Origin of the sequence: Streptomyces sp. NPDC007084 (genome assembly GCF_040703595.1) — a bacterium.
GTDB lineage: Bacteria > Actinomycetota > Actinomycetes > Streptomycetales > Streptomycetaceae > Streptomyces.
In genome coordinates this window covers 1-19,566 of record NZ_JBEYFY010000088.1, presented here as the reverse complement: position 1 = coordinate 19,566, position 19,566 = coordinate 1, and the positions used below count along the sequence as shown (strand labels likewise).

The 19,566-nt window shown below is 67.9% G+C and carries 22 protein-coding genes, 3 tRNA genes and 3 pseudogenes; 16 read left to right on the top strand and 12 right to left on the bottom strand.

Annotation, left to right across the window (positions count from 1 at the left end; genetic code table 11):
* Window positions 1-271: 271 nt before the first annotated feature.
* Window positions 272-562, top strand: coding sequence for a hypothetical protein (locus AB0912_RS34375; RefSeq protein WP_366706960.1), 291 nt, complete (start codon window positions 272-274; stop codon window positions 560-562).
* Window positions 563-677: 115 nt separating this feature from the next.
* On the opposite strand, the gene AB0912_RS34370 is transcribed toward AB0912_RS34375, so the two are convergent.
* Window positions 678-1,193, bottom strand: a complete 516-nt coding sequence (locus AB0912_RS34370) for a YceI family protein (protein WP_366706958.1) — start codon at window positions 1,191-1,193, stop codon at window positions 678-680.
* A gap of 497 nt (window positions 1,194-1,690) precedes the next feature.
* Between AB0912_RS34370 and AB0912_RS34365 the strand changes: the two genes are divergently transcribed.
* The 5 genes and pseudogenes from AB0912_RS34365 to AB0912_RS34345 all read left to right on the top strand — a co-directional run bounded on the left by AB0912_RS34365 (window position 1,691) and on the right by AB0912_RS34345 (window position 5,651).
* Window positions 1,691-2,659 carry a chlorophyllase gene (locus tag AB0912_RS34365; RefSeq protein WP_366706956.1) on the top strand — a complete coding sequence of 323 codons (969 nt, stop codon included), beginning with the start codon at window positions 1,691-1,693 and terminating at the stop codon, window positions 2,657-2,659.
* A gap of 56 nt (window positions 2,660-2,715) precedes the next feature.
* On the top strand, window positions 2,716-3,465 hold the full coding sequence (locus AB0912_RS34360) for an SDR family NAD(P)-dependent oxidoreductase (RefSeq protein ID WP_366706954.1): 750 nt from the start codon (window positions 2,716-2,718) through the stop codon (window positions 3,463-3,465).
* Window positions 3,413-3,544: pseudogene (locus AB0912_RS34355) on the top strand (hypothetical protein); the annotation flags it as partial. The gene AB0912_RS34360 and the pseudogene AB0912_RS34355, both read left to right, overlap by 53 nt.
* Before the next feature lie 1,206 nt (window positions 3,545-4,750).
* Window positions 4,751-4,927 (top strand): hypothetical protein, encoded by a 177-nt coding sequence (locus AB0912_RS34350; RefSeq protein ID WP_338137696.1) that lies wholly within the window; start codon window positions 4,751-4,753, stop codon window positions 4,925-4,927.
* Complete coding sequence (locus AB0912_RS34345) at window positions 4,917-5,651, top strand: hypothetical protein (protein ID WP_366706952.1); 735 nt, start codon at window positions 4,917-4,919, stop codon at window positions 5,649-5,651. Before AB0912_RS34350 ends, AB0912_RS34345 begins: the two co-directional genes overlap by 11 nt.
* A gap of 222 nt (window positions 5,652-5,873) precedes the next feature.
* On the opposite strand, the gene AB0912_RS34340 is transcribed toward AB0912_RS34345, so the two are convergent.
* From AB0912_RS34340 to AB0912_RS34330, 3 genes and pseudogenes are all read right to left on the bottom strand, one after another.
* Window positions 5,874-6,146 carry a DUF4192 family protein gene (locus AB0912_RS34340; protein WP_366706950.1) on the bottom strand — a complete coding sequence of 91 codons (273 nt, stop codon included), beginning with the start codon at window positions 6,144-6,146 and terminating at the stop codon, window positions 5,874-5,876.
* A 529-nt stretch (window positions 6,147-6,675) separates the two neighbouring features.
* Window positions 6,676-7,206, bottom strand: a pseudogene (locus AB0912_RS34335) (major capsid protein); the annotation flags it as partial.
* A 75-nt stretch (window positions 7,207-7,281) separates the two neighbouring features.
* Window positions 7,282-7,689, bottom strand: coding sequence for a hypothetical protein (locus AB0912_RS34330; protein ID WP_366706948.1), 408 nt, complete (start codon window positions 7,687-7,689; stop codon window positions 7,282-7,284).
* Window positions 7,690-7,838: 149 nt separating this feature from the next.
* Here AB0912_RS34330 and AB0912_RS34325 point away from each other — a divergent pair, with 149 nt between their 5' ends.
* Window positions 7,839-7,985: a hypothetical protein gene (locus tag AB0912_RS34325; RefSeq protein WP_366706946.1), complete on the top strand. Its 147-nt coding sequence runs from the start codon at window positions 7,839-7,841 to the stop codon at window positions 7,983-7,985.
* Between the two features lie 866 nt (window positions 7,986-8,851).
* Here AB0912_RS34325 and AB0912_RS34320 read toward each other — a convergent pair.
* Window positions 8,852-9,328: a hypothetical protein gene (locus AB0912_RS34320; protein ID WP_366706944.1), complete on the bottom strand. Its 477-nt coding sequence runs from the start codon at window positions 9,326-9,328 to the stop codon at window positions 8,852-8,854.
* A 149-nt stretch (window positions 9,329-9,477) separates the two neighbouring features.
* Here AB0912_RS34320 and AB0912_RS34315 point away from each other — a divergent pair, with 149 nt between their 5' ends.
* Window positions 9,478-10,065 (top strand): hypothetical protein, encoded by a 588-nt coding sequence (locus AB0912_RS34315; protein WP_366706942.1) that lies wholly within the window; start codon window positions 9,478-9,480, stop codon window positions 10,063-10,065.
* Here AB0912_RS34315 and AB0912_RS34310 read toward each other — a convergent pair.
* A complete protein-coding gene (locus AB0912_RS34310; protein ID WP_366706940.1) occupies window positions 10,022-10,453 on the bottom strand; it encodes an HNH endonuclease signature motif containing protein in 432 nt (143 codons plus the stop codon). The two genes, AB0912_RS34315 and AB0912_RS34310, sit on opposite strands and share 44 nt — an antisense overlap.
* Window positions 10,454-10,548: 95 nt before the next feature.
* On the opposite strand from AB0912_RS34310, the gene AB0912_RS34305 reads away from it, so the two are divergent.
* The gene (locus AB0912_RS34305; protein ID WP_366706938.1) at window positions 10,549-10,758 is read left to right on the top strand and encodes a hypothetical protein; all 210 of its coding nucleotides are present in this window, start codon (window positions 10,549-10,551) and stop codon (window positions 10,756-10,758) included.
* A 723-nt stretch (window positions 10,759-11,481) separates the two neighbouring features.
* Here the strand turns inward: AB0912_RS34305 and AB0912_RS34300 are convergent.
* On the bottom strand, window positions 11,482-11,655 hold the full coding sequence (locus AB0912_RS34300) for a hypothetical protein (protein WP_366706936.1): 174 nt from the start codon (window positions 11,653-11,655) through the stop codon (window positions 11,482-11,484).
* A 217-nt stretch (window positions 11,656-11,872) separates the two neighbouring features.
* Here AB0912_RS34300 and AB0912_RS34295 point away from each other — a divergent pair, with 217 nt between their 5' ends.
* Genes AB0912_RS34295 through AB0912_RS34285 form a run of 3 tightly spaced genes read left to right on the top strand, consistent with a single transcriptional unit; the run spans window position 11,873 to window position 14,785 of the window.
* Complete coding sequence (locus AB0912_RS34295; RefSeq protein ID WP_366706934.1) at window positions 11,873-12,790, top strand: ABC-three component system protein; 918 nt, start codon at window positions 11,873-11,875, stop codon at window positions 12,788-12,790.
* Window positions 12,760-13,053: an ABC-three component system middle component 6 gene (locus AB0912_RS34290; RefSeq protein WP_351451198.1), complete on the top strand. Its 294-nt coding sequence runs from the start codon at window positions 12,760-12,762 to the stop codon at window positions 13,051-13,053. Before AB0912_RS34295 ends, AB0912_RS34290 begins: the two co-directional genes overlap by 31 nt.
* Window positions 13,031-14,785 (top strand): ABC-three component system protein, encoded by a 1,755-nt coding sequence (locus AB0912_RS34285; protein WP_366706932.1) that lies wholly within the window; start codon window positions 13,031-13,033, stop codon window positions 14,783-14,785. Before AB0912_RS34290 ends, AB0912_RS34285 begins: the two co-directional genes overlap by 23 nt.
* A 37-nt stretch (window positions 14,786-14,822) precedes the next feature.
* Here the strand turns inward: AB0912_RS34285 and AB0912_RS34280 are convergent, their stop codons facing one another.
* Complete coding sequence (locus AB0912_RS34280) at window positions 14,823-15,287, bottom strand: hypothetical protein (protein ID WP_366706930.1); 465 nt, start codon at window positions 15,285-15,287, stop codon at window positions 14,823-14,825.
* 87 nt (window positions 15,288-15,374) lie between these two features.
* On the opposite strand from AB0912_RS34280, the gene AB0912_RS34275 reads away from it, so the two are divergent.
* Both AB0912_RS34275 and AB0912_RS34270 read left to right on the top strand, forming a co-directional pair.
* Window positions 15,375-15,695 carry a hypothetical protein gene (locus AB0912_RS34275; protein WP_366706928.1) on the top strand — a complete coding sequence of 107 codons (321 nt, stop codon included), beginning with the start codon at window positions 15,375-15,377 and terminating at the stop codon, window positions 15,693-15,695.
* Window positions 15,696-16,119: 424 nt separating this feature from the next.
* Entirely contained in the window at window positions 16,120-16,437 is a 318-nt protein-coding gene (locus AB0912_RS34270; protein ID WP_366706926.1) for a hypothetical protein, read from the top strand.
* Between the two features lie 295 nt (window positions 16,438-16,732).
* Here the strand turns inward: AB0912_RS34270 and AB0912_RS34265 are convergent.
* From AB0912_RS34265 to AB0912_RS34255, 3 genes are all read right to left on the bottom strand, one after another.
* A tRNA-Ile gene (locus tag AB0912_RS34265) sits at window positions 16,733-16,806 on the bottom strand.
* A gap of 166 nt (window positions 16,807-16,972) precedes the next feature.
* Window positions 16,973-17,045, bottom strand: a tRNA-Asn gene (locus tag AB0912_RS34260).
* A 5-nt stretch (window positions 17,046-17,050) separates the two neighbouring features.
* A tRNA-Asn gene (locus AB0912_RS34255) sits at window positions 17,051-17,123 on the bottom strand.
* Window positions 17,124-17,269: 146 nt separating this feature from the next.
* Here AB0912_RS34255 and AB0912_RS34250 point away from each other — a divergent pair.
* Window positions 17,270-17,575 (top strand): YtxH domain-containing protein, encoded by a 306-nt coding sequence (locus AB0912_RS34250; RefSeq protein ID WP_366706924.1) that lies wholly within the window; start codon window positions 17,270-17,272, stop codon window positions 17,573-17,575.
* A gap of 272 nt (window positions 17,576-17,847) precedes the next feature.
* Complete coding sequence (locus AB0912_RS34245) at window positions 17,848-19,302, top strand: FGGY family carbohydrate kinase (RefSeq protein WP_366706922.1); 1,455 nt, start codon at window positions 17,848-17,850, stop codon at window positions 19,300-19,302.
* Here AB0912_RS34245 and AB0912_RS34240 read toward each other — a convergent pair.
* Window positions 19,299-19,566 (bottom strand): annotated as a pseudogene (locus AB0912_RS34240) (transposase); the annotation flags it as partial. The gene AB0912_RS34245 and the pseudogene AB0912_RS34240 sit on opposite strands and share 4 nt — an antisense overlap.

The following is a 19,566-nucleotide window of genomic DNA, read 5'->3' as shown; positions in this document are numbered from 1 at the left end:
GGGTTGTGATGCTCGCCGACCGCGAAGACGTCGAAGCCGGCCTCCTCGGCGTGCACGGCGATCCGCATCAGCGCGTGGATCCGCTCATGCTCCGAAACGAGCACACCACTGACGGGGTCCCGCGTGATGTCACCGATGCTCGATATCCCGAACTCCATTTTTCTTCCTGCCTCCGTGCTGGGGACGACCGGCTGTTTCATCTGCGGTCTGTCCGTGGTCTGTCTGCGCTCTGGCGAGTGCCGGGCACACGCGACCGCTCTTCGCGAGTGCGGTGCCGGGGACGGCCAGCTCACCGTCGGGGCGCGACGGGCGTGGCGGTTCGGGCGACGGGATTGACGACCCGACCTCGACCACGCGCTGGATTCCGCGCGGCGTCGAGATCCGCGGCACCGCCGAACTCCTCGCCGGCGAGCCGCCTCAGCCCGGTTTCGACGCCGCGCTGATCCGCATCCACCCCGCCCCCGTACTCGGCTGGGGCCTGGACCCCGATCCGTACGAGACGCCGAACGCCCGCGACGTCACCACCGGCCCGGCGAACACCTCCATCGCCGGCCGCCACTGATTTACGCGCGAAGCGGCGGCGCGGTCTGGAATTGGCGGCCGAAGCGGCGGCGCGGTTCGGACTCCCGCCCGAAGCGGCGGCGCGGTCCCGCCGAGGCCGACGCGGAGCGCGCCGCCTAGGCAGACGCGCGGGTGAACCGGAGCGTCGACGTCACCGTCGTCAGGCCACGCATCATGCCCAGCCGGTTCCAGCCCATGCCGAACTGGTCCCGGTCGACGGTGAATTCGGTGGTGAGCGTGACCGCGTCCGCGTCCGACTCGGCGACCTTCACGGTGGCGGTCTGCGGGCGGCTGACACCGCGTACGGTCAGCTGGCCTTCGACCTCGACGACGCCGTTGGGGCGGAACGCGGCGTCACGGACCGCGAAGACGAGGGTGGGGTAGTGCTCGACGTCGAAGAAGTCGGCGCTGCGCAGGTGCTCGTCGCGCTTCTTGTGCTTGGTGTCCAGAGAGGCGGCCTCCAGGGTCACGGCGCCGCTGACGGTGCCGTCGGAGCGGACCTCACCCTCACCGGTGACGCTGCCGAACGCGCCCTTCACCGTGACCATCCCCCACATCGTCACGTGGCTGACGGCGACGACGGAGCGGGTGGCGTCGAGCTGCCACAGGCCGGTTTCTACGGTGGCGGTCATGGGGTTCTCCTTGATGAATACGGGACTGAACTGGTGATCGAACGTGGCTGACTTCGCGTTGCGCGAGCCGGACACCCCTGCCGCGCTCCAGCGCGGCCGGCCTGTCGCCCCGAGCACCGGCCGGCCTCACAGCCACAGGTGGTGGATCGGCGCTCGCGACTCAGGGGAAGGTCACGCCGGCCGCGATCGACGGGCATGGGACCATCCAGTCGACGTAAACGGACTTTACCCCACTTAGCAAGCCCGCGCAATAGCGGAGGGCCGATGCCCGGCACGGACAAGGCGCCGCGCCGCATCGCCGGACGCCACACCCCCTCCCCCACGGCAGGCCGCCCAGGCGGGGCGAGCCGCTCCGGTTGCAATACGGAGCGATGCTCCGTATCGTAAATGGAGCAACGTTCCGCTTGGTTGGCCTCAGCCCGGCCCGGACGTTCTCACCTCTCCCGCCCGCCCTCCGCGCCGAGACCGGCCACGGAGGCCATCGAAGGGAAAACGCCATGCCCGAGTGGACTTCCGTCGCCGACACCTACCTGCACCCCACCGCCCCGCCCGTGATGTCGGTCAGCCCCATCACGCTGACCGTGCCCGGACGCCCCCTGGACCTCGAAGTCCGTGTCTCCGCGCCCCTGACCGGTACCGACCTGCCGGTCATCCTCCTGGCGCACGGCCACGGCGGGGCCTACGGCCTGTCCTCGCTCGACGGCTACCTCCCCCTCGCCAAGGTGTGGGCGGCCCGCGGCTTCGTCGTGATCCAGCCCAACCACCTCAGCGCCCCCCGGCTGGGTCACCGGGTCGCCGAAGAGCCCGGCGCACCCTTCTTCTGGCGCTCGCGCGCCGAGGACATGAGCCACGTTCTCGACCGGCTCGACGAGATCGAGCGGGCGGTGCCGCAGCTCGCCGGGCGCGTCGACCGCGGCAAGGTCGCGGTGGCCGGCCACTCCCTCGGCGGCTTCACCGCCGAACTCCTCCTCGGCGCCCGGATCACCGACCTCGACACGGACGAGGAGGTGGACCTCCTGGAGCCCCGGATCACGCAAGGCGTGCTGATCGGCGCGACCGGCCGGGGCGGCGACACCTTCAACGGGTTCGCGGCCTCCCGGGTGCCGGTCTTCCGCACCATGAACCTCACCACGATGACCACGCCCGCGCTCGTCGTCGCCGGCGACAAGGACGACTCCCAGCACTGGACGACCATGGGGCCGGACTGGCACGCCGACCCGTACCACCTGGCCCCCGGGCCCAAGACCCTGCTGACCGTCTTCGACGGTGAGCACCTCTTCGGCGGGATCCAGGGCCACGACAGCGTCGAGACCACGGACGAGAGCCCCGACCGGGTGGCCGCGGTCGCCGAACTGACCGCCGCCTACCTGCTCACCGCGTTCGACGCGGACAACACCGCCTGGCGGACGGCACAGGACGCCCTCGCCACAGGCCCCGACGCTTTCGGCCGCGTCGAATCCAAGTAGCCGCCGAGACCCGCCCCGAGGGCTGGGCAACCGGCCCGCCGAGAGGAGCACGCCCCATGCACAACACTCCCGTCGCCCTGGTCACCGGGGCGAACGCCGGTATCGGCCGGCAGGTGGCGAAGGACCTCGCCGGGCACGGCTACACCGTGCTCGTCGGCTCCCGGGACCTGAGCCGCGGTGAGGCCGCCGCGGCCAAGATCGACGGGGACGCCCACGCGGTGCGGCTCGACGTCACCGACGAGGTGTCGATCGCGGCCGCCGCGCAGCGGATCCGAAGCGAGTTCGGCCGCCTCGACGTGCTGGTCAACAACGCCGGCATCTCGTTCGTCGGCGATGCCGCCACCCCGCTGGAGGAGCGTGCCCGCGCCGGGCTGCTCACCGAGGTGCCGCTCGACGTCGTCCGCCGGTTCTTCGAGACGAACGTCATCGGGCCGATCGCGCTGACGCAGGCGCTGCTTCCGCTGCTCCGCGAGGCCCCGGCGGCACGGATCGTCAACGTGGGAAGCTCCGGCAGCTCACTCACGCTGAACGCCGACGAAAGCAACCCGCAGCGTTCCATGTTCGGCATCTATCCGACCTCGAAGTCCGCGCTGCACGCCGCCACGCTCGGATTCGCCACCGCCCTGGAGCCGGCCGGCATCAAGGTCAACGTCGCGGACCCCGGTTTCACGGCGACCGCCCTCAACAACTTCCAGGGCACGAAGACCGTGGAAGAAGGCGCCCGGCACATCGTCCGGATGGCGCTCATCGGACCTGACGGTCCGACCGGCACGTTCTCCGGCGACGACGGCCCCCTCCCCTGGTAACAGGCCACTCACCACGATCGGCCTGGTCACCGGCGGCAACAAGGGAATCGGCCGCGAGATCGCGGCCCAGCTCGCCGCGCTCGGCCACACCGTCCTGATCGGTGCGCGAAGCGCAGAGCGCGGTGAAGCGCGATCCCATCGCGCTGGGCTACGTCCCCTCCAAGACCGCGCTGACCGCGGTGACCATGATGTAGGCCCGTGACCTCGTCTCCGAGAACATCCTCGTCAACGCGGTCTGCCCCGGCTTCGTCGCCACCGACCTGAACGACCACCGCGGCGTGGGCACACCGGCCGAGGGAGCCGCGTCGGCTGTCCGCATGGCGACGATCCCGGCCGACGGCCCCACCGGCACGTTCACCGACGACCAGGGGCCCGTCGCCTGGTGACCGTCGCTCATCTCGGGTCACCAAAGCCGGGCGCGCGGACGTCGACGCTGCGGTGGCCGCCGAAATGGGAGGACCGGTGTCACTGACGCGATGGATGGTCGATCACACCGTCGAGGTCTACCGCCAGTACGCGGGCCGGCCGACCCGGATCCACTGAACGAATGAGCGGGGGCCGCCACTGCGGAGTGGCGGCCCCCGCTCTCGCGTTTATGCAAGTAGAAACGGTTCTCCCCGGCGATGCCTGCGTGGGGCGGGTGGGACTCGAACCCACGGCCGACGGATTATGAGTCCTTTGCGAATCTTCCGAACGGTACAGGACTTTACCTCGATCTTCCTGTTTCCGCAGGTCAGAGACCTGCAACTGTTCTGGTCGTGAGTCGGCCTTCCTGATCCTTCCGGGTCTTTCCGTCCCCTGGCTGTCCCCTGAGAGTCCTCCGAGCACCTGGCGATGAGCGGGAGAAACTGCATCCCAGCAGGTTGCGCAGTACGGAAGTCGAGGTTCTGAACTCACGAGCAGCGGAGTATGCTACCGGCGAAGCGGGCTCCCGCCCCTGTGCCCGGGGGTGGAGCGGAGCAGCTTTTCGCAGGTCAGCCGCCGTTCTCCACCGCAGCGCGCCGCCTCCGTGCCGCGAATTCGAGCGGCAGCACATCACGCTGTGACCGGGTCGTTCCTCCTAGTCGGCTCCACGGCGAGGTCGTAGCCACCGCCCGGTGCTGCTCCGAGCCTGCCCCGCTCCTCGATCCCAGTCCGGCGGCGCGTATGGGGTCGCCCCTGGTAGGACGTGGACTTGCTGGGCCGGTCAGCCCCGTCTTGGCGAATCTCCGGTGCTCCCGTAGCGTCGATGTCAGTGGCTTCTGCTCTACTGGCTCCGACGCACTGGGGGTGCACGATGACAACGATGATTCGCTCGACGCCTGCAGAACTGCGGGAGCAGCGCGCAGTACTGCTGGCCGAGATCCACATGAGCTACGACGAGCTTCGTGACAGGGCCGAGACCTACAGTCTGAGCCAGGCCGAAATGGATGTTTGGCACACCATCGAGGGGATCGACTACCTTCTCGAAGGTGAGTGCTGACGATCCTGCCCTCGACGACAAGGCAACCGACTTCGCGGACCAGCTGACTGAGCTGGTCCGCGGGGTTCTCGGGCCCGACGCGCCAGCCTTCAGTGTGCACAACTCCGGCACCAGGGTCCGTGTCGCACCGCTCGCCACCGACCACCGCAGCATGCGCATCCCGGTGCACATCAACGGTGAACGTTGCCTCAGCCTCCACGTGCAGCACTTCCTGTGCTGGGACCGAGCCAACCGGTACCTGGCTGTCGACAAGACCCATGTTCATCTGTACTTCGAGGGCGAGTCAGATCCACTCTTGCGCTACGAGTACGAACGGTCGTGGCGCGAGCCTCCCGGTGCCCATCTCCACATCCACGCACATCGTGACGAGATGGCCTACCTACTCCGACTCGCCGAGCGCAAAGGTCGACCGCGGGACAAGCTGAGGAAACGACGGCTGCCACGGCTCTCAGAGATGCACCTCACGGTCGGGGGGCACCGGCTCCGCCCGGCCCTGGAGGACGTGCTGCTCCTTTTGGAGCGCGAGTTCGCCATTGATGTTCAGCCAGGGTGGGACAAGATGATCGAGGCACACCTGCGACACTGGCGGATTCTGCAGTTGAAAGCGGCGGTGAGGGACGCCCACGAGTCAGCCGCGGAGACACTGAGAGAACTCGGTTACACCGTGACGTCTCCAGCAGATATCGAGCCGCAGACCGCCGGCTCACGTTTGTATTGGCCGTGAGGATCAACCACGTCCCTGCGGTGGCGTGTGATGCGCGAATCCGAGGTGTCCCCATTCGATGCCCCAGATCGGGCGGGAGTCCGTGATCTTGTCGCGGAAGTGCGGCATGTAGACAGTGCGGTGGGCGACTGTGCCGCTCGGTTCGCAGGTAGGGGTGGACCTGAGGTCTCCGGGATGAGGAGCGGCCCCGGCGAGACTGCCGGGGCCGCTGTGTGTTTGGGGTTAGAGGTTGTCGAGGTCGGCGCGGCCCTCAACGAATCGCTGTGCGGCCTCGCGGCTGATTGCCAGGAACCCGTCCGTGTCGCACTCGGTGCGGATGGCTTCGAGCAGGAGTTTGGCGAGCCGGTAGTGGGGGTCATTGTCGAGGGCGTCCGAGAAGGTGTGGCTGGCGGTGACCGTGGCGTTCTGCCGCCAGGCGACCCAGCCGAGGAGGGTGAGGACCCGCGGGGCCTTTCGGTGTGCGAGAGGACGCAGCGTCGGGCAAGGTGGCCCCACACTTGCCGTTCGGCGGGGAGGTCGTTCTCGTCGCCGGTGGACAGAGCGGCGTCTCGGGTCTGGGTGTCCTGAAGGCCGAGGATGATGCGGGCGGCGATCTCGTCCATGTGGGGGGCGTTGCGGAGGTCGGCCAGGGCTCCGCCGATGATGTCGATAGTCCCGTAGCGGGCGAGGAGCTGTCCGCGGTAGGTGCTGACCTCCACGGCGTGGTAATCGGTGGCGGTGTTGAAGGCTTCGCGGTGGCGGTCCGCCGTACTACCGGGATCGCGACCGCAGCACCCTTGGTCCAGATCTGGACGGGGTCGTCCTGGACGCCGCGGGTGATGATCAGGCCCGGCGCGTCCTCGCGGACGATCTCAGAGTTCGTGCCGCGCGAGAGGACCAGGCCCTCGGCGGTGATCCCGTACATGGTCTGGTCCCACTGCTCCCGCTCCGGCGGCACGAGAATCCACAGGTCTTCAGGCAGCACCTTGCGGGGCTTGCCGTCCACCCGCACCTGCGCCTTGTAGAACGTGATCGGCGGAAGCTATTAGTTCCCGCGCACCACGTTGATCTGCTGGGGGTCAGCGTTGGCGTGGTCGACGGGGACACCGACCCGCAGTACGCCGCGCTGTAGGCGTTGTTCGCCGCCAGGTACGAAGACGCCTTCCGGCTCGTGAGCACCAGCTCCGGTTCCGGGGCCCCGATGTCGTCGAGCTGCTGAATCCACCGCAACTCGTGCGCGATCGGGGTTGGAAGACGGGTCCGACCACGGGATACAGGCGACCGGCCGGTTCTCCAACGGCACGTTCCAGTCGACTTCGAGCGTGAGCCCGTTCTCCTGCTCCAGCTCGAACTTGCCGTCAGCGAGGACATCGCCGGCCGCCAGCTCCAGCCGGGAGCGGACGGCTTCGACGTGCCGCTCCACGTCGTGGTACAGCAGCTCGATCAGCCGGTCCTGATCGCTGCCGTGCGACGCTTCCAGCAGGATCTGCTCCTGCTCGGAGACGACGAGCTTCTGCCCCAGCGGCGGCAGTGCGCCCTCGCGGGAGGTCCACCACGCTTCACCTCCGCGCCGAGAGCCACCAGCGCGGCCCGGCGAAGCGCCGCCCGCTCGCGCTCGGCGGCCAGCTCCTCCCGGCGTGCCGCCTGCAACTCACGCTCCTGCGCTACCTGTTCGCGGGCGTTCGACCTCCGACAGCGCAGCCTGCTCGGCCTCCCGCTGCGCCGTCACGAACTCCGTCAGCGCCTTCGGGTTTTCGAACCCGAAGGCAGACAACAGCCGCTTAAAGGCGGCGCGTTCACCCTGCGACTTCTCCCGGGTGAGCATCTTGCCCAACCGGTCCTGGGAGAGCGTGACCTGCTGCTCCTGCTCGCCGTCATCGTTGGCGTCATCAAGCTGGTCGTTCGTCTCGTCCTCCGAGGAGGCACCGAGGATGGGGTAGATCGGCCGCCCGTCACAGCGGTGGCCGACAGGACGGCGAGGCGGCAGGGGGCCGGACCATACATCTCCTCCAGAGCGCGCCCCCGCGCTGCCAATCAGTCTAGCCAGACGGTCCGACACTCGTCGTTCCGTCCTCCGGGCATGATTTCCACGAACCGGTCACCCCACGCGCGTGGCGCGCGTAACCTGGCTCTTGCCGACACGGTGTTACACCTCCGCCACTTCTGTTCCCGGACAACGGGTCCGGGGCGATGAGGAGGTGGCAGACGTTGAGGCACTTACGGGAACTGGTCCGCAGGCTCGGTCGGCGCGAACTGACCCTGATCGTCTTCGCCGGGTTCATCTCGGCTTTGGCCACCAAGGTGGTAGAAGCCTCTCCGGAGGCAGCGATCTGGGCGTTCAACGCTCTGACCTAGCCGACGACCATGGTGCTTGTATCACCATGGTCGCCGGCCGCTGAAGGGCCACACCCCAGTGGGCCCTGCTCCGCAACGCGGAGCAGGGCTCCGCCGTCTGCGTTGGGGCATCCTCACGGACTGGGCGGCAGGAACCAAAGCTGTGGCGGGCGCTGCTCGGGGAGCCAACTGTTGGCGGTCAGATGACTCTTAAGACTTTCCGTGTACCCAGAGCTTAGTTGATCCACGTGGATCAGGGTGTGTTTTACGTGTCATTCAGCCGCGATCCTTTAACGCAACCGCCCTCTGTTAAAGGATACGGAAATCGCCCTTCATCGTCTTCAACTATGCTGAAGCGACATAATGGCTGGTCAGGCCCTGTCCAACCGTCACCACAGGATGACGACCGGGCAAGGAGGCCACATCCCATGACGATCAACCCGTACACCGCGGTCGGGCTCATCCCAGAGATCATCGAGATCCAGGACCGGGACGACATCGCCACCAATCTGGACCACGTGCGCTCACTCACCCGTACCGCCGTCGCCCTCGGCGGCCTGGACCACCCCGTCCGCCTCGTCGTCCTGCCCGAAGGTGCGCTCCAGGGGTTCACCGACGAGATCCACGACCTCGACCACGCCGCCTACGCCCGCACCTGCGCCATCACCCTCAACGGTGCGGTGAGCGAAGAGCTCGGCCGCTGGGCTCGCGAGTTCGGGATGCACATCGTGGCGCAGGCCCAGGTCCTACACCCGACCATCCCGACCGGCACTTCAACGACATTGCCATCACCGTCCGCCAACCATGCTGTCCTCAGAGATCGGCCCCAGCTCGTAGGTCACCCGCCGAACCCTGGCTTTCACCCCCGCGGCGGAGTCCGCGGGCAGTTACCAGGCCAGATGCACCCGAGTCGGGAAGTCGTCATCCTCCTCGTCCCACTGCGGGATGAAAAGCCCCGGATCGTAGACCCCCGCCGTCGGCCGCTGCTTCTTCGGATTCCACGCCAGCACCATCACGCTGTCCCCGAGCAGAGCCGCCGCCCGCTCCGCCTGTTGAACGCGAAGCGTCAGCAGCTCCTTCGTCGGTGTCTGCTCGTCGGCGTGCTCCGCGCCCTCGACCGCAACCTTCTGCTCGGAACCGAGGAGGTAGCCGAGGGCCGTGTCCACGAGGTTCGACGCATCGCCCAGTTCCCGCCGCTCCAACGCGGTGGCATCGCCACCGAACGCAGCGAGCTGGCCAGCCTGGTTGTTGTCGTAGAACGCAAACACCTTGCATGCGGCCAGCCGCCGCAACTCCTGCGGCGGCACCCACATCTGGGCCAGCTCCGGGAACGCACAGCTGCCCGGCCTCCCGGCCTCGGCCATCACAGGCTTGTAGTTCAGCCACGACCACGCATCGATCACAAACTAGCGCAGGCCCACGGACTCCTCCGGACATCGGCCCCGCGCCACCCACCAGCCTATAGTCCGCCCAACCGCTCACCAGCAGCTGCCGCATACCTCAGAATCGCCCCATGCCCACGTGGATCAGCGCCATCTTGCTCCCAGCAGTGACGACCCTCTTCATCGGCCTCGTCATCACCCCACGCCTGGAAGCCCGCAACAAACGCATCAGCCTCGCGCATCAAGCTCGCGACGAGTTCAGCCGTCGTGTGCTCGCCATCCTGTCGGCCTCTGCCCGCCTCCGCGAAACACCGATTCCCGCGGCCCTGGCGGAGCAGCGCCCTGCCCTCGCGGAGAAGCTGAACGCCGAGCGTGACCGGTGGGTCGAGCAGCTTGACGAGGCCACCCGCTACATGGTGGACAACGTGGAGACCTTCGCCCTGGGCTACGCCACAGAACGGGGGCGCGCCATTGTCGGCCGGTTCGTCGCCCTCTCCCGAGCCGTTGTCCTCTCGGAGCGCACCGTCGAGACAAAGGCGGAGCGGCTGTCAGCTCTGGCAGGACCCGTGCAGAACATCTTCTTCACTCGCCGCTGGCGAGTCCTCACCGTCACCCGCAGTTTCGCGGAATTCGAGCGAGCCGTAGCCGCCCTCAATGGAGACCTTCCTGAGGGCGTCATCGTGCCCGTTCCGGCAGGTTCTCCTCAGCCCACGACCTGACCACGGCACCCCTGCCGGCAGGGACAGCCGCCCACGCGGTGTGCAGGGCACCGGCCACCTTGCGCAAATGTTCGGTCAGCACGGCTCGTTCGGCTCCACGCGTCTTGTTGCTGTGGCAGTTCGGGCACAGTGCGATCATCGCCGCAGGGTGATCGCGACCCCCGCCGGCGTGATCATCGATATGGTCAACCTCCAGGAGTGCGGTCCCGGCACTTGTGCAGTACGGAAGATCCGGTAGCAAGCACTCGGGGTTCTCACACCGACCGCGACTCCGCAAGATCACCGCCTCCCGGGCCGCCGAACTCCGCACGCGCCGCTGGACCTCCGCCTGATGGCAGATCTGATCCGTACCCCTGGTCTCCCCACCCTCAACTCGTCTGCACAGCATCCGATAGCGCGCCCCGTTCGTCTGCCGGGCTCGTAGCCTCGGGGCGCATAGGGATCCGGGCGCAACAACAGCTTCACCGGTTCATCGAGCCCGGGATGGTACAAAGTCCGTTCTCCCCGGACCTGGAGGACCTGCCGGACACGATGTTGTCCGTCCAGCAGCGTCACGGGCGCGCTCACCGGCTTCCCCCACGACTTGAGCGGCGCAGACAGCTCTACCAGGATGGACTTGCCTGCGGCGACTGGAGCACCCAGGACGCACCCGCCTTCATGGTCGTCCCGCACATGAGCGACCATTCTTCGTAAGCCACTCGCCCGCACTCCCTCGCTCTCCTTAGCTTCGCGACGAACGATCTTGGCGCCCGGCTCCCCTAACAGCGCGCTCAGTGAACGGAGTCGGCACCGCCGCCGGCCAGCCGGGCCGGCTGCGCAGCCCCCGCCCATCCAGCCGTAGTCACCAAGTCCACCCGTCAGGCGGACCAGTTCAGCATGTCAGTTCCCAACTCGTGGCACACAGACTCACGGAGGAAGGCACTCCCGTACGTGGCGACTTCCAACCGCCTAGGATCACGCAGTAGTTCGCCGCTGTTCCTCCTGCTGGGCATTGCCGTGCTCAGTGCTTCACCCATTGGCCATGCCGGGAGGGAGGAACAGGTGGCCAAGCACGCACGACCCCGCAAGCACAACAAGAGGAAGGAGGAGGTGAATGGACGCGCACAGGAACGCCGCGAGCGGGCGACGCTCATGATCAGGATTGCAGTCCTGATCTGTGCCATCGCCCGCTCTTGTAGCGGCGACTAACCGCGACGAGGGTCGCTCCTGGGGTCCAACCGGGGGGCGGCCCTCGTCCACGTCACGACGTCGTAAGACGATGCCGCGACCTCTGTATCTCCAATTAAGCAACTCACTCGGGGGTGTGCGTCAAGTTTTAAGAGTCAGGCGCCGGGTGCCGCAGTCCGCACCCCCTGCCATGCAGGCGCTTCGGTCCCCGACTACCGAAGGGCGGCCGCACCTGCATGCGGTCGCCGATCACACCGCCCTGAGTGTGGCCGCTAAGCCCAGCCCGACGAAGGCGACTCCCACCGTCACGAGCCACGCGGTACGCGCCCGCGACAACCGCGGGATCTCCAAGTCGTTGATCTTGATGCCGCCCCCCACCAGCGCCACGAGAATGCAGAGCGCCCCAACCGCCTGTAGCGTCACGCTCCCTTCCACCGCCCACTCGCTTTGAGTTGCATGGCCGGGGCCCACCTTGCGGTGTTACTTCTCACGGTCTGCCCGACGCATACTGACCGGCAGATGGCGTGAAGGCCGAGCCCACGCGTCCTCTGAAAGATCATTCAGGCGACTACCGGTAGCGATCAGTGACCGCTACTCTGCACGGGAACGCTCGGGGGGGGATATGCAGTACGAACAAAGAATGTACGCCAGGCTCAAGTTCCTTGAGCTGATGGCCGAACTGAACGAGACCACGTTCGAAGCGTTCTTTCACCGTTTGATGTGCGCCCGCTATCCCGAGTTCCTGGATGTCAGGACCCACGGCAAGCTCGGAGACCAAGGCTCTGACGGGCTCATGCTGCACGAGTCCAAGCTGTACGCCAGCTACGCACCCCAGACCGTAAGCGCGACCGAAATCCGGCAGAAGATCAGGTCTGACCTCACCAAGGCCCTGGCGAAGCGGCGCAATCAGTTCAACACCTTCGTGTTCGTCCACAATGACCGCCGCGGCATGCACCCCGAGATCGCGACGGAGCTGTCCGATCAGCAGCGTGCCCACCCGAATCTGCAGTTCCAGCAGATGGGCTCGCGCAAGCTGTGGCACGAGTGCATGCAGCTGGACGTCGCCCTGGCCGAGGATGTGCTCGGCTGCCAGATACCAATCCAGCCGGTCGTACACGGCATCGGCATGGAAGACCTTGCGCCACTTCTCAAGCACCTGCGCGACCAGCGCAGGGCGGCAGATCCGTTGATGCCGCTGGCCGAGGTGGACCCGCGCAAGTTCGACTTCAACCGGATCCAGGAAGAGGCCCGCGAGGATCTGCTTCGCGGAATGCGGCAAAGCCACCTGGTCGAGGCGTTCTACGCCGGCACGCTGCGGGCCGTGGAGCACGATGAGGTCGCCCAGGGCTTTCGCGTGTACTACGAGCAGGTCCGCCGCGACTTTCCTGATCCCGAAGACGTGCTGTGGCAGTTGGAGATGTACGTCCTGGGCAACGGCAGCGTGCCTCCTCGCACACAGCGCGCGGCCTGGGTGGTTCTCGCGCACTTCTTCGAACGGTGCGACATCTTCGAAGCACCCCCTCCCGAATGGTCTGGGCCGCTGGGGATCCCGGCATGATCACCCCGACGAAGGGCATCGCTCCCGACCGGGCCCTCCTGGCCGTGGGAGCGCAGATCCTCCTACAGCTCGACGAGCCCCGCTCGGTCAGTCAGGCATGGGCCCGGTTGAGGAAGTGGCGGACGGACCACGGTCATCACGCGCCGGTATCGTTCGCCTGGTTCGTACTGGCCCTAGACGTCCTGTACAGCCTAGGCGCAGTCGAGCTGCGCAGGGACGTCCTAGTCGCAAGGAGTGTCGATGCTGCGGCGCTTGGACGCTGACGACCCACGTTTCAAGGGCGCGGTGTTCACCCCCGGGCTCAACCTCGTGGTTGCCGATCGCCTTCGCGGTTCCGCTATCACCGACAGCCGCAACAGTGCCGGGAAATCGAGCCTGATCGAACTCATCCATTTCTTGCTCGGCGGACGCGTCACAAAGACATCTCTCGCAGCGAGGAAGCCGCTGCGCGAGATCACGTTTGGTCTGGAGATGTCCTGGCCGAACGTGGACTCCCTCAAGGTGTGGCGCGCCGGCGGCCGTCCCAACGTCGTACGCATCTCGCCCGACATCTCCGACGCCGAGGCCCATGAGCCCATGGCCCTCGACCTCGGTGACGACTTTGCCGAGCTCTCCGTGGAGACGTGGAACCGGCTGATCGAGCGGGACCTGTTCCACCTCGGGGATGAGCACGACGGCGTCAGTGGACGCATTCTGCTCTCCTTCCTCGCTAGGCGCGCCTCCTCCCACGGCTTCAACGAGGCGACACGTACCTTCGCGCGACAAGCGGAGGTCGATGCCACCACCAACCTCGCTTACCTCCTCGGCCTGGACTGGCAGCTCGCCAACGGCTACCGAGAGCTCGCCGCGCGCAAGGCAACCCGCACCCAGCTGCGCAAGGCGGTCAACGATCCGGTCTGGGGCCGCATCGTCGGCAGTATCGCCGACCTGCGCGGGCAGATCGCTCTAGCACAGGGCCAGGTGGACCGGCTTCGGGCTCAGATCGCCGAATTCCAGGTCGTCCCGGAGTACGAGCGCGTGAAGGAACAGGCGGACGACGTCGCCCGTCGTATCAAGCAGCTGTCCCAGGACGATGTGATCGACCGCGACAACCTGGAAGAGCTCCAGCAAGCCATCACTGAGGCCACCGACGTCGACACCACCTACCTGGAACCGGTGTACGAGGAGTTGCGGGTCGTGCTCAACGAGCAGGTGCGCCGACGTTTTGAAGAGGTCAAGGACTTTCACCGCTCTGTCGTCCGCAACCGCCGCCGGTTCCTGGACGCGGAGATCGCAGAGATCACCGATCGCCTCGAAGCCCGACGAACCGAGCGAAGCCGTCTCGGCGAGGAACAGGCGCGCCTTCTACATGTCCTGAACGACGGTGGCGCACTGGAAGCACTCACCGCTCTTCAGCAGGCCATGGCCCGCGAGCAAGCCACCCTGGAAGCACTACGTCACCGCTACGACGCCGCGCAGACCCTTGAGGCCAGCGCCCGGCAGATCACCACGCAGCGCCTCCAGCTCCAGCAGGCAGTCTCTACCGACCTCGACGAACGCTTCGAGCACACCAGCGAAGCAACCCTGCTGTTCTCGCAGTACGCCCAACGCCTCTACGGCCAGGGCCGCGAGGCATACCTAGCCATTGAAGCCGGCCCGAACAGCCTCCAGATCCGACCCCACATCCACAGCGATGACAGCCGCGGCATCAGCAGCATGGTCATCTTCTGCTTCGACCTCACTGTGGCCGTCCTCGCGCACCGGCATCACCGCGGGCCCGACTTCCTGATTCACGACAGCCACCTCTTCGACGGCGTCGACGACCGCCAGCTGGCAGCCGCCCTCCAGCTCGCAGCCGACGTCACCGAGGAGGAGAACATGCAGTACATCGCCACGTTCAACAGCGACGACCTCGACAAGGCCGCCCGCCAGGGCTTCAATGCTGCTCCCTACGTTCGCGAACCCCACCTGACCGACCGACTCGACGATGGCGGCCTCTTCGGATTCCGATTCTGACCCAAGCAGCAACTGCCCTGTGGCAGGAGCTGGCGCTCTAGCGTTCCGCCAGGACTTCCAGCGCCCTCCACGGCTCGTCGGCGGGCACGGTGCCGTCCTGCACCATCCGGCCGTTCGCCGCCCGTAAAACGGCCGCCGTCCCCACCGGCAGATCCCGCACCCCGAACACCGACTCCAGCGGCGCCGTCCCCGACCTCGTCGGCTCCCCGGCCTCCGCGTCGAACCAGCCCTCGGCCAGCTCGCCCAGGTGCCTCTCGAACACGGCGAGGATCACGCCGAGCGCCGTCGCCGGGTTACCGATCTTGTACGCGACCCGCGACGTCTCCAGCGCAGCGAGCACCGGCTCGTACTGCTCCAGCCCGGCCACCCACCGCTCATCCGCCGTCGCCGTGGAGCGGGCCGCGTCGAACGCCACCTCGGCGCGCTCCAGTTCGGCGGGCAGGAACATGAACTGCACGCTCGCGAAGTCGAGATTCGACTCGCCCAGGGAGGCGACGTCCACCTTCTCCAGCAGGTCAAGGGTCTTGTCGTCCAGGCCCGTGTACTACCGCCACTCCACGTTCTCCAGCTCGTCGTACAGCTCTTGAGGATGGCCGGATCGTCCTGGCCCGCGATGGCGTTGGGTGAGAGCTGGAGCGCGATCTGCCGCTGTCTGGGCGCCAGGAACTGGGCCCACTTCGTGGAGCTGCCGCCGGCCACCCGGCCGAAGCCTCTCATCTGGACGCCCGAGCGCATCGAGCACTGGAAGCGTACGGGCGAGAAGCCCGGCCCGGTCATGGTCTGGACGCCACAGCTCACCAGCGAGTTCCTCGACTTCGTCATGGACGACTGGCTCTACGAGCTGTGCCACAGCGTCATCTTCTCGGCCCCCGACGCGGGGAGATGGCCGCTCTTCCGTGAACCGAGGTAAGCACCGACGCCCTGTGGCTGCGGATCTCCCAGCAGACTGTGGAGGTCGCCTACAAGCTGCTCGGCGAAGCGCCGAAGGCCGACACTGACCGCACCTTGTCCCCGAGCCTGGAGTCCGGCGACAACTTGTCAACGTCCGGGCGAAGCAGGACCGGATGCCACAGGAGTGGGGGGCGCCTATGTCGAATGCGGCCGGGTCTGGGTCCACGAGAACGGCGAGGAGCTGCACCCCGACTGGATATCGCGGCGCTTCGCTCGCTTGGTGGAGCTATCCGGCCTGCCAGCGGTCCGCTGCACGACCTGCGGCACCTCGTCGCCACCCTCGCCCTGCTCGCGGGCCACGACATCAAGGTGGTCCAAGAGAAGCTGGGCCCACTCCTCGCGCCAGATCACCTCCGACACCTACACCAGCTGTCCTGCCCGAGATGATGCGAGCCGAGGCCGAGTCGGTCATGGCCGTCGTCCCCCGAGACATCCCCTTCGAGGAGCGCACCGCCCTGGCCATCCCCGAGTCAGCCTGGCAGAACGGTGTCGCCGTCTTCTTCGCTCACGGCGCGCGGCAGTCAGGCGACACCTGGGCCGTTGGCGCACAGCCGCAGCCCGGAGCAGACGCCCTCGGCGTGATCAGCCTCGCAGGCCGGGGCCAGGACGACGCCGCCAACGCGTCCGTGAGGTGGATACGGGACCACTCCACCGCCAACGAGCTGGAGCTGGTCCGGGTGGAGAACTTCAACGACCAGTAACCCGGAGGAGCAGCGGGCCGACTTCTCGCCCGTGCGCTTCACCGTCGCCCGAACCGAGTCTCCGAACGCTGCGGAGTGGGAGTTGCCGACGGGGCTTCCCCCGGCTGTGACCCGGACCGCCCGCAAGGCTCCGACCAGGCGACAGAAGGCCGCGTAAAGCGTCTCCTGTCCCGTGTCCCCCGTGTGTCCCCTGGATCTTGGTCCGAACGATCGAACGGGGGCCGCCACTGCGGAGTGGCGGCCCCCGCTCTCGCGTTTATGCAAGTAGAAACGGTTCTCCCCGGCGATGCCTGCGTGGGGCGGGTGGGACTCGAACCCACGGCCGACGGATTATGAGTCCGCTGCTCTAACCGGCTGAGCTACCGCCCCGTTACGGCGCGCCGCGCACATTTGTGCGCGCCGTCTGCCGCAGCATAGCCGCTCATACGATCTCCTGCTTCGGATGGTCGGCATCGCATGACCATGAAGACTTCGGCATGCTCCGAGCGGTTCCGCCGGACATGAAAAAGGACCCCTGAGGGGTCCTCTTCCGTTGCTCTCCCGACTGGACTCGAACCAGTAACCTGCCGGTTAACAGCCGGCTGCTCTGCCAATTGAGCTACAGGAGACCGAGCTCCCCCGACTGGACTCGAACCAGTAACCTGCCGGTTAACAGCCGGCTGCTCTGCCAATTGAGCTACAGGGGATCGTCTCTGCTGCATCGAACGCATCTACCTGGGTATTCGCCAGGGGGCGTGCGCTCGCTGCGACACATACATTAGCGCAAGCAGGGGGGTGCTCCGCCAATCGGTTCCCTCCGTACCGATGCCGACGCAAGGGAAGGGTGGCTGTCATGCGCTACAAGCTCACATTCGTCGCCGGACTGGCCCTGGGGTACGTGCTCGGCACGCGCGCCGGGCGAGAGCGGTACGAGCAGCTCAGGAAGTCCGCTCGCCAGGTCTCGCAGAACCCGGCGGTGCGCAACACCGCCGAGACCGCGGCCCAGCAGGGCCGGGCGATCGCGGGCAAGGCGTTCCACACGGTGAGCGAGAAGGTGGGCGACCGCGTCCCCGACTCGGTCACCGACCGGGTCCGCTCGCTGCGGTCGCGGAACACGAACGGGACGGCACAGGACGACTGGGGCACCAGCAACACCTGACGCCCCTCCATGTCGCCAGGCGGCACCGGTGACACCCGCCGGTGACCTCCGTGCCGCCGGTGCCACCCGTGTCGCCCGTGACACCCACGCGCTCCCCTGGGTCCGAGGGGTCTGTCTCCCCGGCACCAGGGGATTCGCTCGTCCGGCCCCAGGGGACCGGCCCCCGGCGGCAGGGAGTTCGTCCCCCTGGCACCAGGGGTTTCAACGGCCCCGCCGGACCCCGTGCACCCGCCCGGCGCCGCGACCCCCACGCGTACGGCAGAATTTCCGGCATGGGGATAGTCGCCGGGCTGGACAGTTCGCCCGATTTCACTCGCATCGTCGTCTGCGACACGGACACGGGCTCCGTGCTGCGGCAGGGCTACGCGCCGCATCCGCTGGACGGCGCCGAGAGCGGCGGACGTCCTTCCGACGTGGACCCGCAGGCCTGGCTGCTGTCCCTGGGCGAGGCCGCCGGCGGCGGCCTCCTCGAAGGCGTGCAGGCCATCGGCGTGTCCGCGCAGGCGGGCGGGCTCGTCCCGCTGGACGTGCAGGGCAACACCGTGCGGCCCGCGCTGGTCGGCGGCGACAAGCGGGCGCAGGTCGCGGCGGCCGACCTGATCGACGCGCTCGGCGGGCGCGAGGCGTGGGCGCAGGCCGTGGGCAGCGTCCCGCAGGCCGCGCACCCGGTGACCAAGCTCCGCTGGCTGAACCGGACCGAGCCGGACGCGGCGCGCCGGACCGCCATGCTGATGCAGGCCCACGACTGGCTGGTGTGGCAGTTGCTCGGGCGGCCGGCGCGCCGGACCACCGACCGGGGCGGCGCCTCCGGGACCGGCTACTGGTCGGCGGCGACCGGCGCCTACCGCCCCGACCTCATCGAGCTGGCCCTCGGCCACCAGGCCGCGCTGCCCGAGGTGCTCGGCCCGGCCGACGCGGCGGGGACGACGCCCGAGGGGCTGCTGATATCCGCCGGCACCGGCGAGACCATGGCGGCGGCGTTCGGGCTCGGCATCGGGCTCGGCGACGCGGTGGTGTCGCTCGGCGCCTCCGGTTCCGTGATGGCCGTACACCCCGAGGCGCTGGTGGACTCCACCGGCATGATCACCTCGCTGGCGGACGCGACCGGCATGCACCTCCCGGTCGTCACCACCCTCAATGCCGTACGGGCCCTGCGCGGCGCCGCCGAACTGCTCGGCGTGCCGGACCTGGAGGGTCTGTCCGACCTCGCGATGAAGTCGACGCCCGGCTCCCACGGGCTGGTCCTGCTGCCGTACCTGGAGGGCGAGCGCACGCCGGCCCTGCCGCACACGGCGGGCACGCTGGCGGGGCTGCGCCGGGAGTCGATGCGGCCCGAGCACCTGGCCCGGGCGGCCTTCGAGGGCATGCTGTGCGGGCTCGCGGACGCGCTCGACGTGCTGCGCGGGCGCGGCGTCGACGTACGCAGGATCTTCCTGCTCGGGGCGGCCGCCGAGCTGCCCGCCGTGCAGGCGGTGGCGCCCGGCCTGTTCGGCGCGCCGGTCGTGGTGCCGCGGCCCGCCGACTACGCGGCGCTCGGCGCGGCCCGCCAGGCCGCCTGGGCCCTCGGCGTCTCGCAGGGCACCCTCGACCCGCGCAACCCGCCGGTCTGGCAGGGCCCGGTCGCTCAGGTGCTGGAGCCCGGTGACGAACTCGCCGTGGGCCAGGCCGTACGCCAGCAGTACGTGTCCGTACGGGAGCAGACGCATCCCGGGGCGTTCCGGGCTTAGGGTGTGTCCGCAATGTCGGTGGGGAGCCAGAGTCGTAGGCAGGCGATGGTGACCAGGGCTTTGTAGTGGCAGGCTCGTTTGTCGTAGCGGGTGGCGAGGGCTTTGTTCTGCTTGAGTTTGTTGAAGCAGCGTTCGATGACGTTGCGGCGCCGGTAGGCGGTGGTGTCGAGCGGCAGAGCCTCTCGCCGCGTCGTCGGCGGCCGCTGATCTGGTCGGTGCGTTCGGGGATGACGCACGCGATGCCGCGTTTTCGCAGGTAGGCGC